This window comes from Albimonas donghaensis (assembly GCF_900106695.1).
Taxonomy (GTDB): Bacteria; Pseudomonadota; Alphaproteobacteria; order Rhodobacterales; family Rhodobacteraceae; genus Albimonas; species Albimonas donghaensis.
In genome coordinates this window covers 58,735-72,580 of the sequence record NZ_FNMZ01000006.1, presented here as the reverse complement: position 1 = coordinate 72,580, position 13,846 = coordinate 58,735, and the positions used below count along the sequence as shown (strand labels likewise).

9 protein-coding genes are annotated in these 13,846 nt (G+C 71.9%); 7 read left to right on the top strand and 2 right to left on the bottom strand.

The window, feature by feature from the left end:
- The first annotated feature begins 3 nt into the window (after nt 1-3).
- Both ligA and BLV24_RS15695 read left to right on the top strand, forming a co-directional pair.
- On the top strand, nt 4-2,568 hold the full coding sequence (ligA, locus tag BLV24_RS15700) for an NAD-dependent DNA ligase LigA (protein ID WP_092683494.1): 2,565 nt from the start codon (nt 4-6) through the stop codon (nt 2,566-2,568).
- 76 nt (nt 2,569-2,644) lie between these two features.
- Nucleotides 2,645-4,219 carry a CYTH and CHAD domain-containing protein gene (locus BLV24_RS15695; protein ID WP_092683492.1) on the top strand — a complete coding sequence of 525 codons (1,575 nt, stop codon included), beginning with the start codon at nt 2,645-2,647 and terminating at the stop codon, nt 4,217-4,219.
- Between the two features lie 185 nt (nt 4,220-4,404).
- Here BLV24_RS15695 and BLV24_RS15690 read toward each other — a convergent pair whose 3' ends face one another.
- On the bottom strand, nt 4,405-4,878 hold the full coding sequence (locus tag BLV24_RS15690) for a PaaI family thioesterase (RefSeq protein WP_092683490.1): 474 nt from the start codon (nt 4,876-4,878) through the stop codon (nt 4,405-4,407).
- 200 nt (nt 4,879-5,078) lie between these two features.
- Between BLV24_RS15690 and BLV24_RS15685 the strand changes: the two genes are divergently transcribed.
- Both BLV24_RS15685 and BLV24_RS15680 read left to right on the top strand, forming a co-directional pair.
- Complete coding sequence (locus tag BLV24_RS15685) at nt 5,079-6,761, top strand: thiamine pyrophosphate-dependent enzyme (RefSeq protein ID WP_245710597.1); 1,683 nt, start codon at nt 5,079-5,081, stop codon at nt 6,759-6,761.
- 164 nt (nt 6,762-6,925) lie between these two features.
- Nucleotides 6,926-8,617 carry an AMP-binding protein gene (locus BLV24_RS15680; protein ID WP_092683488.1) on the top strand — a complete coding sequence of 564 codons (1,692 nt, stop codon included), beginning with the start codon at nt 6,926-6,928 and terminating at the stop codon, nt 8,615-8,617.
- A 3-nt stretch (nt 8,618-8,620) separates the two neighbouring features.
- Here the strand turns inward: BLV24_RS15680 and BLV24_RS15675 are convergent, their stop codons facing one another.
- Nucleotides 8,621-9,691, bottom strand: a complete 1,071-nt coding sequence (locus BLV24_RS15675) for a glycosyltransferase family 4 protein (RefSeq protein ID WP_092683486.1) — start codon at nt 9,689-9,691, stop codon at nt 8,621-8,623.
- A gap of 327 nt (nt 9,692-10,018) precedes the next feature.
- On the opposite strand from BLV24_RS15675, the gene BLV24_RS15670 reads away from it, so the two are divergent.
- The 3 genes from BLV24_RS15670 (at nt 10,019) to BLV24_RS15660 (ending at nt 13,829) form a co-directional block, all read left to right on the top strand.
- Nucleotides 10,019-11,104: a TRAP transporter substrate-binding protein gene (locus BLV24_RS15670; RefSeq protein ID WP_092683484.1), complete on the top strand. Its 1,086-nt coding sequence runs from the start codon at nt 10,019-10,021 to the stop codon at nt 11,102-11,104.
- Nucleotides 11,105-11,605: 501 nt separating this feature from the next.
- Nucleotides 11,606-12,691, top strand: coding sequence for a TRAP transporter substrate-binding protein (locus tag BLV24_RS15665; protein ID WP_092683482.1), 1,086 nt, complete (start codon nt 11,606-11,608; stop codon nt 12,689-12,691).
- A gap of 127 nt (nt 12,692-12,818) precedes the next feature.
- Nucleotides 12,819-13,829 (top strand): TRAP transporter small permease subunit, encoded by a 1,011-nt coding sequence (locus tag BLV24_RS15660; protein WP_092683480.1) that lies wholly within the window; start codon nt 12,819-12,821, stop codon nt 13,827-13,829.
- Nucleotides 13,830-13,846: the final 17 nt, after the last annotated feature.

The window sequence follows — 13,846 nt, the reverse complement described above, 5'->3', positions numbered from 1 at the left end:
CCCATGCCGCCCGACAACGTGCAGGATGCCGATCCATCCGCAACCGAAACCCCCGCGGGGGACGCCGCGCCCGAACCAGAGTTTCGGGACCGCGCGGCGGATGCGCAGCCGGACCTGGCCGCCGGCCCCCATGCGGGGGTCGCGGTCGAGGATCTGGACGAGGCCGGCGCGCGCGCCGAGCTCGCCCGGCTGGCCGATCTCGCGGCCCGGCTGGACGCGGCCTATCACCAGGCCGACGCGCCGCTGGTCGCGGATGCCGACTATGACGCGCTCAAGCGCCGCAATCGCGCCATCGAGGCCCGGTTTCCGGAGTTGAAGCGCGAGGACAGCCCGTCCGAACGGGTCGGCGCCGCGCCGGCCGAAGGCTTCGGGACCGTCCGCCATCGCGTGCGGATGATGTCGCTGGGCAACGCCTTCTCCGACGAGGACGTGGAGAAGTTCGTCGCCGGCCTGCGCCGGTTCCTGGGGCTGGACGCCGAGGCGGAACTGGCGCTGGTGGCCGAGCCCAAGATCGACGGCCTCTCGCTTTCGCTGCGCTACGAGCGCGGCGTGCTGGTCGAGGCCGCCACCCGCGGCGACGGCGAGACCGGAGAGAACGTCACCGCCAACGCCCGCACCGTCTCCGACATCCCCGAACGGCTGGAGAACGCGCCCGCGATCCTCGAGGTCCGCGGCGAGGTCTACATGACCCATGCGGATTTCGCGGCGCTCAACGAACGGCAGGCGGAGGCCGGCGCCAGGGCCTTCGCCAACCCGCGCAACGCCGCCGCCGGCAGTCTGCGCCAGCTCGATTCCACCATCACCGCCCAGCGCCCGCTGCGCTTCTTCGCCTATTCCTGGGGCGAGGTCTCGGCGCCCCTGGCGGAGACCCAGGCGGAGGTTCTGGCGCGCTACAAGGCGCTGGGCTTCAACGTGAATCCCCATGCCGCGCGGGTCGCCACCCCGGCCGAGGCCATCGCCCATCACCGGGAGATCGAAGCCGCGCGCGCCAGCCTCGGCTACGATATCGACGGGGTCGTCTACAAGGTCGACCGGCTGGACTACCAGGAGCGGCTGGGCTTCCGCTCCGCCACCCCGCGCTGGGCCATCGCCCACAAGTTCCCCGCCGAGACCGCGACCACCGTGCTTGAGGAAATCGAGATCCAGGTGGGCCGCACCGGCGCGCTGTCGCCGGTGGCGCGGCTGCGGCCGGTGACGGTGGGGGGCGTCGTCGTCTCCAACGCCACGCTGCATAACGAGGATTACATCGCCGGCCTGGGATCGGACGGCGAGCCTATCCGGGAGGGGCGGGACCTGCGCGCGGGCGACACGGTCACGGTCTACCGCGCCGGCGACGTGATCCCCAAGGTGCTGGACGTGGACCTGTCGCGCCGGCCCGAGGACGCCCGGCCCTGGACCCCGCCCGAGACCTGCCCGGCCTGCGGGTCGCCGGCGGTGCGCGAGCCGGGGGAGGCCGCGCGGCGCTGCACCGGCGGACTGATCTGCCCGGCCCAGCGGGTCGAGCGGCTGAAGCATTTCGTGTCCCGCAACGCGCTGGATATCGAGGGGCTGGGCGCCAAGCAGGTGGAGCTGTTCCACGCGCTGGGCTGGATCGCGGAGCCCGCCGACATCTTCGACCTCGCCGCGCGCGACCAATCCGGCGCCAAACTGCTGCGCCCGACCCGCGAGGGGCCCGATGCGGAGGGGTTCGTCGCCGGGCTGGCGGGGGAGGAGCGGCTGGCCGATCTGCTCGCCGAATATCGCGCGTTGCTGGCGCCGCTGGGTCGGACCTTGCCGGAAGACGACCCGGAAGCCGCCCGCGCGGCGCTGGTGGAGGCGCTCGCCGCGCTCTCCGCCACGCCGCTGGCGGAGATCAAGGGGTTCGGCGCGACCTCGGCCCGCAACCTTTTCGACGCCATCGACGGGCGCCGGACGGTCGAGCTGCAACGCCTGATCTTCGGGCTGGGCATCCGCCATGTGGGCGAGGTCGCGGCGCTGGATCTCGCGCGGCTCTATGGCGGCTGGGCGCCGCTGGCGAAGGCGCTGGATGCGGCCCGCCCCGGGGCGCTGGCGCATCGCAAGGCCGACGCGGCGGAGGCGGAGGAACGCGCCGCCGCGAAGGACGCGGGCCGGCGCGCGGCCATCACGAAAGCCCGCGCCGCGGCCTGGGAGGCGGCGGAGGTCCCGGCGGAGGCCGAGGCCGCATGGCGCCAGCTGGTCGACGCCGACGGCATCGGCCCGATCCTGGCGCTGTCGCTGTCCGACGGGCTGGCGGGGGCGGAGGAGCGGGGCGCCATCGACCGCCTGCTCGCCCATCTCACGCCCAGCCCGCCCCCCGCGCGCGCCGAGGGCAGCCCGGTCGCCGGCAAAACCGTCGTCTTCACCGGCACGCTGGAGAAGATGACCCGCGCCGAGGCCAAGGCCCGGGCGGAGGCGCTGGGCGCGAAGGTCTCGGGCTCGGTTTCGGCGAAGACGGATCTGGTGATCGCGGGGCCGGGCGCGGGCTCGAAGCTGAAGAAGGCGGAGGATCTCGGGGTCGAGGTGATTTCGGAGGATGACTGGATCGCTCTGGCGGCGGGCGGGGGATGAACGGCGGGTCGCGCGCAATCCCAGGTTGCGAAATATGACATTTGTCCCGCCTGCGCGGGTGTCATAATCACGTCGCATGACAGAGATCGAGTTGAAGTTCCTGCTGGACGAGGCCGGCGAGGCCGCGCTCCGCCGCGCGCCCGCCCTTCGCGCCATGGCCGAAGCCCCCGCGAAACGCAGCCGCCTGCGCTCGATCTATTTCGACACGCCGGACCAGGCGCTGCGTCGGGCGAAGATCGCGCTGCGGCTGCGCAAGGTGGGGCGCGGCTGGGTGCAGACGGTCAAGCGCGGCTCGGGGGCCGGGACGGGGCTGTTCGCGGTGCAGGAGGATGAGGCGCCGGCGCCGGGCGGTCGGCTCGATTTCGACCTGATCGCGGATGCGGATCTGCGCGCGGCGGTCGAGGACGCGATCGGCGACGCTCCGCTTTCCCCGGTGTTCGAGACGGTGATGGAGCGGACCACGCGCGACCTGGCGGCGGAGGGCGGGGCGGCGGAACTGGCCATCGACGTGGGCGAGATCGTCGCCGGCGGGGTCCGGGCGCCGCTGCGCGAGGCGGAGCTGGAGCTGACCTCCGGCGATCCGCGGGCGCTTTACGCGATGGCGGGGGCGCTGTTCGCGAAGATCCCGGCGCGGTTCTCGGGCCTGTCCAAGTCGGCGCGCGGCTATGCGCTGGCGGCGGGGGAGCCCGCGGTTCCGGCCCCCGCGCCGCGCCACGCCGCGCCCCCCGCGCTGATCCCCGGAGAGACGACGGAGGCCGCCGCGGCGCGGATGCTGCGCGATTGCCTGGCCCAGATCGACGCGAATGTCGCCTGCGTGCTGGCGGGCGACGAGATCGGCGGACCGCACCAGTTGCGGGTCGGGCTGCGGCGCTTGCGCAGCCTGTTCGCGATCTTTCGGGGGGAGCTGGACGGGCCGGCCCTGCGCGGGTTGAACGACGCGGCGCGGAGCCTTGCGGGGCAGGCCGGGCGGCTGCGCGATCTCGATGTGCTGGCCGAGGAGATGCTGCCCCGCGCCGCCCGGATGGCGGGGGCCCAGACGGCGGAGGCGCGGGATGCCGATGCCGCGGGGCTGGAGGCGCTGGCCGCCGCGATCGCGCCGCGGCGGGAGGCGGCGCGCGCCGATCTGCGCGCCGCGCTGGCGGGGCCGGAGGCGCGGCGGTTCCTGATCGAGCTTTCGGCCTTCGTGGAGCTGCGCGGCTGGCTGCGCCCGCATGACCATGGGCAGACCGCGCTGCTGGCCCGCCCGGTGGAGGCCGCCGCCGCGGAGGGGCTGAAGAAGCGCTGGAAGAAGGCGCGGCGCGGGGCGGAGGGGCTGGAGACGCTGTCGATCGACGCCCGGCACGAGCTGCGCAAGGAGCTCAAGAAGCTGCGCTACGGGGTGGATTTCTTCGCCCCGCTCTATCCGGCGGAGGTCGTGCAGCCATTCCGCAAGCCCCTGAAGAAGCTTCAGAACCTGTTCGGAGCGCTGAACGACGCGGCGATGGTGGAGGCGGTGCTGACGCTCCCCGGCGCCCCGGCCGAGGACGATCCCGCGGCGCAGCGCGCCGCCGGGCGGATGCTGGGGCGGCTGGAGGCGAAGGCCGAGCAGGACTGGGCCCGCGCGCGGGAGATGTGGGATCTGCTGTCGGAGGCGCCGCGCTTCTGGCGGTGATCCGCGGGAGGGGGAAGGGCGGCGCGACGGTGGAAAGCGCCGCGAAAGGCGGGTTGAAACCCGCCCTACGACGCCCGCCCCCGGTCAACCTGCGACCCCGGCGAAGCGCCGCGCGGGCGCCCGGGGGAAAGCGGCGCAAGGGTCGTCGCGCGGCTCCCTCCCCACTCCCCCATGCGGGCCGTCGCTCAGTGGTCGACGGGATCGCCCATCGGGTCGCCGCCATTGCCCCGCCAGCGCATCGCGGCCGAGGCGGTGGCGAGCAGCGCGCCGGTATCGTCCTCGATCTTGCCGGCGGCGAAGAAGCTGCGCCGCCCGCCGCCCGTGACCCAGCCCGTCGCGCGCATGGTGTCGCCCTTGAGCTGGCCGACGTAGTTCATGGTCAGCGACAGGGTCATCGCGCGCCGCACCCGGCCCGGATAGGGGCACCAGCAGGACGCGAAGCCGAAGGACGTGTCGAGCAGCGAGGCCAGCACGCCCCCATGCGGCAGCCCGTGGCGGTTGTAGTGCTTCGTCGCCACCGGCAGCTCGACCACCGCGTGGTTCTCCCGCCATTCGACGATCCGGAACCCGATCAGCTCCTGGTAGGGATAGGGCGGCTCGGCGGCGAGCGGGTCATAGGCGTGATCGGGCAGGGGCGGCGAGATAGTGTCCTGGGGCATGCGTCGGGAGGATCCGTTTCGTGCGGCGGCTCGGGCGCCTGGGCGCGGGGGATATCCGCGGGTTGCGCGGATGGCGGGTTGCGGCGAAATCTTCCCGGCGCGAGTATCCGGGTCAATCCGGCCTGGGGTCGCGGGGGCGCTCGGCGCTTCGGACCGCCGCTCCGAGACGCCGGCGAGAACGAGATCGGGAGGAGACCGAGATGACGGAACCGGGCGGGATGCGCGCGGCGGACCTGCTGGCGCGCTGCCTCGAGGCCCAGGGCTTCGACCGCATGTTCTGCGTGCCGGGGGAGAGCTATCTGAGCTTTCTCGACGCGCTGGAGGATTCGACCATCCAGACGGTGGTCTGCCGGCATGAGGGCGGCGCCGGGCTGATGGCCGCGGCCGACGCCAAGCTGACCGGCCGGCCCGGGCTCTGCGCCGCGTCGCGCGGGCCGGGGGCGACCAACATCTCCATCGCCGTGCACCTGGCCGAGCAGGACGGCGTGCCGCTGGTGGTGCTGCTGGGCCAGGTCGCGAAATGGGAGCGCGGGCGCGGCGCCTTCCAGGAGGTCGACTACACCCAGATGTTCGGCGGCATGGCCAAGTTCGTGCGCGAGGTGAACGACCCCTCCCAGCTTCCGGAGGTGGTCGCCCGCGCCGTGCAGGCCGCCTGTTCGCCGACCCCCGGCCCCGCGATCATCGTGCTGCCCGAGGACATGCTGGAGGAGTTCACCTCCGCCCCGGTGGTCCCGGCCATGCCGATCCCGCGGGCCGGCGTCGCATCCGCCGATATCGACCGGGCGATGGCGATGCTGGCGCGCGCCGAGCGCCCGCTGATCATCGCGGGCCATGGCGTGGGGTCGGAGGAGGGGCGCGCCGCGCTTTCCCGCGCGGCGGAGGCCCATGGCATCCCGGTGGCGCTGACCTTCAAGAACCAGCACCTGTTCGACAACGCCTCGCCGCTTTACGCGGGGCATCTGGGCTTCAAGCTGCCGCCGGCGGTGATCGAGCCGCTGAAGAAGGCCGACCTGGTGATCGCGGTGGGCACGCGGCTGGCCGACACGCCGACGCAGGGGTGGAGCTTCCCCCGGGCGCCGGTCCCGGAGCAGCCGCTGATCCATGTCCATGCGGATGCCGGGGTGATCGGGCAGGTGATCGCCGCGGAGATGGGTCTCGCGGCCGATCCGGTGGCCTTCCTGCAGGGGCTGGCCGAGCGCAATGCGGAACTTCCCGCCGGCCGCGCCGACTGGGCCGCGGGGATCAACGCCAACGCCCGCGCCATGCGCGACAAGGCGCCGGAGGCGCGGCCCGACGGGCTGGATTTCGGCCACATGATCCGGGCGCTGGCGGCGAAGGCGCCGAAGGACGCGATCCTGACCATGGATGCGGGCAACTTCTCGGGCTGGGTGCATTCGGAATGGCCCTGGGACGGGACCACGCAGGCGCTGGGCGCGGCGGGCGGCGCCATGGGGCTGGGCGTGCCGGCGGCCATCGCGGCGTCCCTGCGGTTCCCCGGCCGCAAGGTCCTGGGGTTCTGCGGCGACGGCGGGGTGCTGATGACGGGGTCCGAGCTGGCCACCGCGGCGGCGGAGGGGGCGACGCCGATCATCGTGATCTCCGACAACGGCTATTACGGCACCATCCGCCTGCACCAGGAGAAGGCCTTCCCGGGCCGGATCGCGGGCACCCGGCTGAAGAACCCCGATTTCGCGGCCTGGGGCCGGGCCTTCGGGGCGCTGGGCCTGACCGTGACCACGCCGGAGGAAGCCGCCGAGGCGGTGGACGCGGCGCTGGCCCATGACGGGCCGGTGGTGATCCATGCGAAGTCGTCGGTGGAGGCGATCTCGCCCTTCGCCACGATCTCGGGCATCCGGGCGGCGGCGACCAGGGCCGCGGAGTAAGGGCGCCCGATCAGGACGGGGGGCGGGGCCGCGCGGTCCCTGCCCCTCGTCCCCTCCCTCTCCGCAGGGGCTATTGACGCCGCGGCCTCCCTCTCCCTACCGTTGCGGTCAAACGATGACGGCCAGCCCGCGCAGACAGGGCGGCCCCCGGGAGGAAAATCAGCATGACCGACACCGCCGGCGCGCGGCCCCCTCATCCGTGGGAGGCGCATTACCCCGAAGGCGTGCGCTGGGACGTCTCCCTGACGGACGAGACCGTCCCCGACGCCTTCGCCGCCGCCGTGGCGCGCTATGCGGACAAGGTGGCGATCAGCTATCGCGGGCCGGACCTGACCTATGAGGCGCTGGGCCGCCGGGTGTGGCAGGCCGCCAACGCGCTGGCCGCGGACGGGTTCGGGCGCGGGGACACGCTGGCGCTCTACCTGCCCAACACCTTGTGGCATCCGTTCTTCTTCTACGGCGCGCTGGCGGCGGGGGGGCGGGTCGCGCATCTCAGCGCGCTCGATCCCTACCGTGTGCTGGCGCACAAGGTCACGGATTCCGGGTCGAAGACGCTGGTCACCATCAACCTGCCCGAGCTGGTGAAGATGGCGCTGCATCTGCTGGACGAGGGCGTGATCGAACGCGTGATCCTGTGCGACGAGGGGGCGTTCGGACCGTTCTCCGTCCCGCTTGCGCCTCTGCCCGAGCGGGCCGGGGTGATCGACGCCGGGGCGTTCCTTTCCGGGGCGCCGGAGACGCGGCCCGACCGCTCCTCCGACCCCGACGACGTGGCGCTGCTGCAATATACCGGGGGGACAACCGGACTGCCCAAGGGGGCGATGCTGAGCCATCGCAACCTGGTGGGCGCGGTGCGGTCCTACAACGCCTGGACCGCGCAAGACCCGGCGCTGGCCGAGGAAGGCGCGACGCTCTGCGTGCTGCCGCTGTTCCACATCTACGCGCTGGCCGTGGTGCTGATGCGGACCACGGAGACGGGGGGGCGGATCGTGCTGCGCATGCGCTTCGATCCCGACCAGGCCTTCGACGATATCGAGACCCACAAGATCACCTATTTCCCGGCCGTCCCCACCATCTGGATCGCCATGGCCGCGCATCCGGGGATGGAGACGCGCGACATCTCCTCGCTGACCAATGCCGGGTCCGGCGGGGCGCCGCTGCCGGTCGAGGTGGGGCGCAGGTTCGAGAGCAAGGCCGGGCTGCCCCTGCTGGGCGGCTGGGGGATGACCGAGACCTGCGGGGCCGGCACCTCGGTCCCCGAGGGCGCGCAGTCGGCGCGGCCGGGCACCATCGGCGTGCCGCTGCCGGGGATGGAGATGCGGGTGGTGGACCACGGCGAGCCGACCCGCGCGCTGCCGCCGGGCGAGGTCGGAGAGATCGCCATTCGCGGCGTCCCGGTCACCGCCGGCTACTGGAACCGCCACGACGCCACGGCCGCCAGCCATGTGGACGGCTGGTTCCTGACCGGCGACATGGGGCGGATGGACGAGGACGGGTTCTTCTACCTGGTGGACCGCAAGTCGGACCTGATCATCTCCAGCGGGTTCAACGTCTATCCGCAGATGATCGAGCAGGCGGTCTACGAGCATCCCGACGTGGCCGAATGCTCGGTGATCGGGGTGCCGGACGGCTACAGGGGCGAGAGCGCCAAGGCCTTCGTGACGCTGAAGGCGGGGGCGGCGCCGTTTTCGCTGGAGGCGTTGCAGGCGTTCCTGGAGGAACGGCTGGGCCGGCACGAGATGCCCCGCGCGCTGGAATTCCGCGACGCGCTGCCCCGGACGCCGGTCGGCAAGCTGTCGCGCAAGGAACTGCGCGACGAGGAGGCGGCGAAGCGCGAGGCGGCCGCGGCCGAGTAGCGCTCAGCGGGCGGGGAGCGCGGCGTAGAGCGCGGCGTAGCGGTCCGCCATCCGGCCCGCGTCGAAGCGGGCGCGGGCGTCGGTCTCCAGCCGGCCGGCCAGCGCCGCGCGGCCCGCGTCGTCGTCGAGCAGGGCGGCGAGGCGCGCGGCGAGCTGCGCGGGCTCGGCCGGGGTCAGGCAGGCGTCCGCCGCCTCGCCCAGGATCCCGCGGGTCGGGGGGATGTCGAAGCCGGTGAGCAGGGCGCCGGACATGGCGGCCTCGATCGCCACGGTCGGCAGCCCTTCCCAGCGCGATGTCATCACCACCAGCTTGGCGCGGCGCATCAGGGCCAGGGTCTCCTCGGAGGGGAGGCCGTCATGGCGGGTGAAATCGGCGAGGCCGAGCGCCGCCAGCCGCGCGTCGATCACGGGCGCGAGCTCTCCCGCGCCGATCATCACCACCCGCGGGGCGCCGGGGACGAGGGCCGCGGTCTCCACGAAGGCCTCGGGCCATTTCTGGTAGACCAGCCGCCCGACGAAGAGCAGGTCGACGTCGCGGGCCGCGTCGGGGTCGGCGGCGGGGATGGTCATGCCGTTCTCGATCACCTGCGCGGGGCCGCGATGGCGCAGGCCGTGTTCGCGGGCGAGCGCCGCGTCGGCCTCGGACACGAAGGCGGTGGCGTCGACCCGGCGGGCGAGCAGGTGCTCGATCTTCGCGCGCAGGCCGAGCGGGCCGGGCTGGGCGAGCCCGTGGAAGCCGTGGACCGTGTAGACCACGCGCAGGTCGCGCCGGACCGCGGCGGCGAGCGCCGCGGCCATGGCGGCGCGGGAGCCGTGGGCGTGGATGACGTCGCCCTTCGCGGCGCCGGCGGCGATGGCCCTGGCCATCTTCACCAGCGAGCCGCGGCCGGGAAAGGCGCCGAAGCGGTGGGGCAGGTCCCTGAACAGGTCGCGCTGCCGGGGCTCGGTGTTCTCGGGCAGCACGACCATGTGTCCCGCGGCCTCGCCCCGCGCGGCGAAGGCGCCGACGAGGCGGGCGATCATCACCCCGCCGCCGCCGAGCTCGTGATCGGGCATGATGTGGTGAACCGTCATCCGTGCTTCCCCGCGGCGGCCGAAATGGAGGGCTCAGGGTTAGCACCGCCGGCCCCGCGCGCGCCAAGGACGCGACGCCGCGGGGGTCGAGCGGGTCCGGGGCGCGCGAACGGCTCGGGTCGGGACGACGTTAGGGCACATTCGGCACTGTCGGACACAATCCGCATCGAATTGCCGACAACAGGACGACATACTCGCAAGTATGCGCGTCGCGCCCTGAAAAAGCGGCGAAAATGCGATTGTGGGAACCAGCCGCGTCTGGTTTATTCGCCCCAGTCGTCTTGTCGGGGGGGAGCCCGGCACGACCCGATCCACAGGGAGGGACTCATGGAAAGACGCCAATTTCTGACTGGCGCCGCGCTCGGCGGCGTCGCCGCGGCCGGTCTGGCCGCCCCCGCCATCGCGCAGAGCCGCAAGGAGATGATCATCGTCTCCACCTGGGGCCGGGACTTCCCGGGTCTGGGCACCTCGGCTCAGCGGCTGGCCGCGCGCATCACCGAGCTGACCGAAGGTCGGATCGTCACCCAGTATTTCGCCGCCGGCGAGCGGGTCGGCGCCTTCGACAGCTTCGACGAGGTGGCGTCGGGCAACGCGCAGGCCTATATCGCCGCGGATTACTACTGGATCGGCAAGCACCCGGCCTGGGGTTACTTCACCTCGGTGCCGTTCGGCATGACCAACTCCGAGTGGAACGCCTGGATCAAGTTCAAGAACGGCCAGGCCCTGTGGGACGAGCTGGCCGGCGAGTTCGGCCTGAAATGCCTGCCCTGCGGCGCCACCGGCACCCAGGCCGGCGGCTGGTTCAACAAGCTGATCGAGACCCCGGACGACCTCAAGGGCCTCAAGATGCGCATTCCGGGCCTCGGCGGCTCGGTGATGTCGAAGCTGGGCGTGTCCACCGTGTCGCTGCCCGGCGGCCAGATCTACGAGAACCTGGTGTCGGGCGCCATCGAGGCGACCGAGTGGGTGGGGCCGTACAACGACTACTTCATGAAGCTCTATGAAGCGGCCAAGTACTACTACACCGCCGGCATGCACGAGCCGGGCGGCGGGCTGTCCTTCGGGATGAACGCCTCCTGGTGGGGCTCGCTCACCGAGTGGGAGCAGGCCATGCTGACCGCCGCCTGCTACGAAGAGCTCGCCAACCAGGCCGAAGAGGCGATCGCCAACAACGGCGTCTACCTCGGCAAGCTGGTCAACGAGCACGGCGTGCAGGTCGAGAACTTCTCGGACGAGGTCTGGGACGCGTTCGGCGAGGCCTCGGCCGAGGTCTTCGAGGAGACGGCGGATCACTCCGCGCTCGCGTCGAAGATCAACGACGATTTCCAGGCGAGCCTGAAGGAGATCGGCGGCTTCATGAAGAACTTCGAGATCGGCTTCGTGAACCAGCGCAACCGGGTGCTCGGCCTCTGAGCCGCGCCCGAACGGCCGGCGTCCTCGCGGCGCCGGCCACCGCTGACAGATCCGGGGGGACGGCGTCGGGCCGTCCGCCTTTTCGTTTCAAGGGAAGGGCGCCCCGCGCCCGCGCATCCCGGTTCCCGCCCGTCGCGCGCGCGTCCCGCGCCGCCGGCGCCCGGGGATCCGTGGCGCGGCGAAACGGGGCGTGGACGCAGCCGCCCATGCGCGACACCGACGCCCGTTCCGGACCGTCCGACGCCGAGGCCCGCCGCCTCCGGCGGGGCGATTCGGCGCGCCCGGGCGCGGAGGGGGCGCCGCAGCGGCAACTCAACGCTCTGACCCCACGGCATTTTTCGGCGACCCATGGATGTTGTCCGAAAATTGCGCGGAATACTATGGGTTCCTTCGGATTCTCTCGGGCGGCGCATTGTGACGCCGCGACGGCTCGGCTAGGTCCGCTTCCGTCCGAGGGGCGGGCGTCCGGCCCGGCCTCATCCGCTTCCGAGGGAGTTCGACATGGAACGCCGCCAGTTTCTGAGGGGCGCCGCGCTGGGCGGCGCCGCCGCCGCCACGCTCGCCGCGCCGGCCGTCGCGCAGGCGCGCCGCGAGATGATCATCGTCTCGACCTGGCCCCGGGACTTTCCCGGCGTGGGCATGTCGGCGCAGCGTCTGGCCGACCGCATCACCGCCCTGTCGGGCGGCGCGATCGTGACCCAGTATTTCGCGGCCGGCGAGCGGGTCGGGGCGTTCGACGCCTTCGACGAGGTGGCCTCGGGCAACGCCCAGGCCTATTCGGCGGCGGAATACTACTGGGCCGGCAAGCACCCGGCGTTCAGCTATTTCTCCTCCGTGCCGTTCGGCATGACGCACCCGGAATACTCGGCCTGGCTGAAGTTCCGCGGCGGCCAGCAGCTCTGGGACGAGCTGTCGGGCGAATTCGGCGTCAAGGCGCTGCCGGCGGGGTCGACCGGCGCGCAGGCCGGCGGCTGGTTCAACAAGGAGATCGAGTCGGTGGACGATCTCCGCGGGCTCAAAATGCGCATCCCGGGCCTCGGCGGCACGGTGATGTCGAAGCTGGGCGTCTCGGTGGTGTCGCTGCCCGGCGGCCAGATCTACGAGTCGCTGGTGTCCGGCGCGATCGAGGCGACGGAGTGGGTCGGTCCCTACAACGACTACTTCATGAAATTCTTCGACGCGGCCAAGCACTACTACACCGGCGGCATGCACGAGCCGGCCGGCGGCATGGCGCTGGGCATGAACGCGGAATGGTGGGCCGGCCTCTCGGACTTCGAGAAGGCGGTGATCAACGCGGCGACCGAGCAGGAATTCGCCTATTCCTACGACGAGTCCAACGCGCTGAACGGCCAGTACCTGCAGCGCATGGTCGAGGAGAACGGCGTCGAGCTGCGCAACTTCTCCGAGGACACGTGGGACGCCTTCGGCGAAGCGGCGGAGGAGGTCTTCGAGGAGACCGCCGCCCATTCGGATCTGGCCGAGCGCATCAACGCCTCGTTCCAGTCGAACCTGCGCGAACTGGCCGGCTACATGAAGGGCTTCGAGACGTCCTTCGTCAACGAGCGGAACCGCGTGCTGGGGGTCTGACCGCAGGTCTGTCCCGCCCGCATCGCCCGGCGCCTTATGGGCGCCGGGACGCCGGTCTCCGCTTGACTTCGGATGCGGGCGGGGGTTTTCCCCGCTCCGCCAAACGTTTTCAGGGGTGGAGGATCGGATGACCGCGGCCACGGATCCCATCCGGCGCATCGGACGCGCCGGCGGCAATGACGGTGTGGACCGGCTGTTCCGGTTCGTCGCCTGGGCGAACCTGTTCTGCCTCGGCGTTTTCGTGTTCGAGACCTGGCTGACGCTGATCGTCGGCGTGCCCGGCCCGGGCGAGGCGCTGGCCGGCGGCGGCGACATCCGCGCCTGGCTGCTGCTGCTGCTTTATCCGGCCGGGATCGCGGCGGCGGCGGCCTTCGTGTTCCGCACGCCGGTCATCGGCCTGCGCGAGGATGCGGACCGCATCACAGACTTCAACGCCTGGGTGATCCGGGGCGCCTTCTTCGCGGTGCTCTATGTCGGGCTGGTCGACGCCGTGATCTCCTTCCTGCGGGTCGAGGAGATCCTGCCGGTGCTGGTCGGCGAGACGCTGGCCAACGACCTGGCCCGTCCGCTGTTCCGCGGCCCGACGGTGCATATCCCGCTGCTGGTCCTGGGCTTCGTCACCGCCTTCTTCACCCGCACCCTGGGCTTCACCTGGCTGGCGCTGCTGATCGTGGCGGCGGAGCTGATGATCGTGCTCAGCCGCTTCATCTTCGCCTATGAGCAGGCGTTCATGGGCGACCTGGTGCGGTTCTGGTACGCGGCGCTGTTCCTGTTCGCCTCCGCCTACACGCTGCTGGAGGAAGGGCATGTGCGGGTCGACGTGTTCTACGCGGGCTTCTCCAGCAGGACCAAGGGGCTGGTGAACGCGATCGGCGCGCTGATCCTGGGGATCGTGCTGTGCTGGACGATCATGATGCTGGGGATGACCTCGCGCACGTCGATCATCATGGCGCCGCTGCTGAATTTCGAGGTCACGCAGACCGGCTTCGGGATGTACGTCAAGTACCTCATGGCCGGGTTCCTGGCGATCTTCGCCATGACCATGCTGATCCAGTTCTGCGCCATGCTGCTCGATGCCGTCGCCGATCGCCGTGGCGATCCGGGCGCGCGCGAGCATGACGGCGCTTCGGTGTCCTGAGCCGGCCAAGGGATAGG

Bases quoted from the DNA above. Each gene is read 5' to 3' on its own strand.
- BLV24_RS15680 (WP_092683488.1), top strand. From the start codon at position 6,926: ATGACCGACACCGCCGGCGCGCGGCCCCCTCATCCGTGGGAGGCGCAT.
- BLV24_RS15670 (WP_092683484.1), top strand. From the start codon at position 10,019: ATGGAAAGACGCCAATTTCTGACTGGCGCCGCGCTCGGCGGCGTCGCC.
- BLV24_RS15685 (WP_245710597.1), top strand. From the start codon at position 5,079: ATGACGGAACCGGGCGGGATGCGCGCGGCGGACCTGCTGGCGCGCTGC.
- BLV24_RS15665 (WP_092683482.1), top strand. From the start codon at position 11,606: ATGGAACGCCGCCAGTTTCTGAGGGGCGCCGCGCTGGGCGGCGCCGCC.
- BLV24_RS15695 (WP_092683492.1), top strand. From the start codon at position 2,645: ATGACAGAGATCGAGTTGAAGTTCCTGCTGGACGAGGCCGGCGAGGCC.
- BLV24_RS15690 (WP_092683490.1), bottom strand. From the start codon at position 4,878: ATGCCCCAGGACACTATCTCGCCGCCCCTGCCCGATCACGCCTATGAC.
- BLV24_RS15675 (WP_092683486.1), bottom strand. From the start codon at position 9,691: ATGACGGTTCACCACATCATGCCCGATCACGAGCTCGGCGGCGGCGGG.
- BLV24_RS15660 (WP_092683480.1), top strand. From the start codon at position 12,819: ATGACCGCGGCCACGGATCCCATCCGGCGCATCGGACGCGCCGGCGGC.
- ligA (WP_092683494.1), top strand. From the start codon at position 4: ATGCCGCCCGACAACGTGCAGGATGCCGATCCATCCGCAACCGAAACC.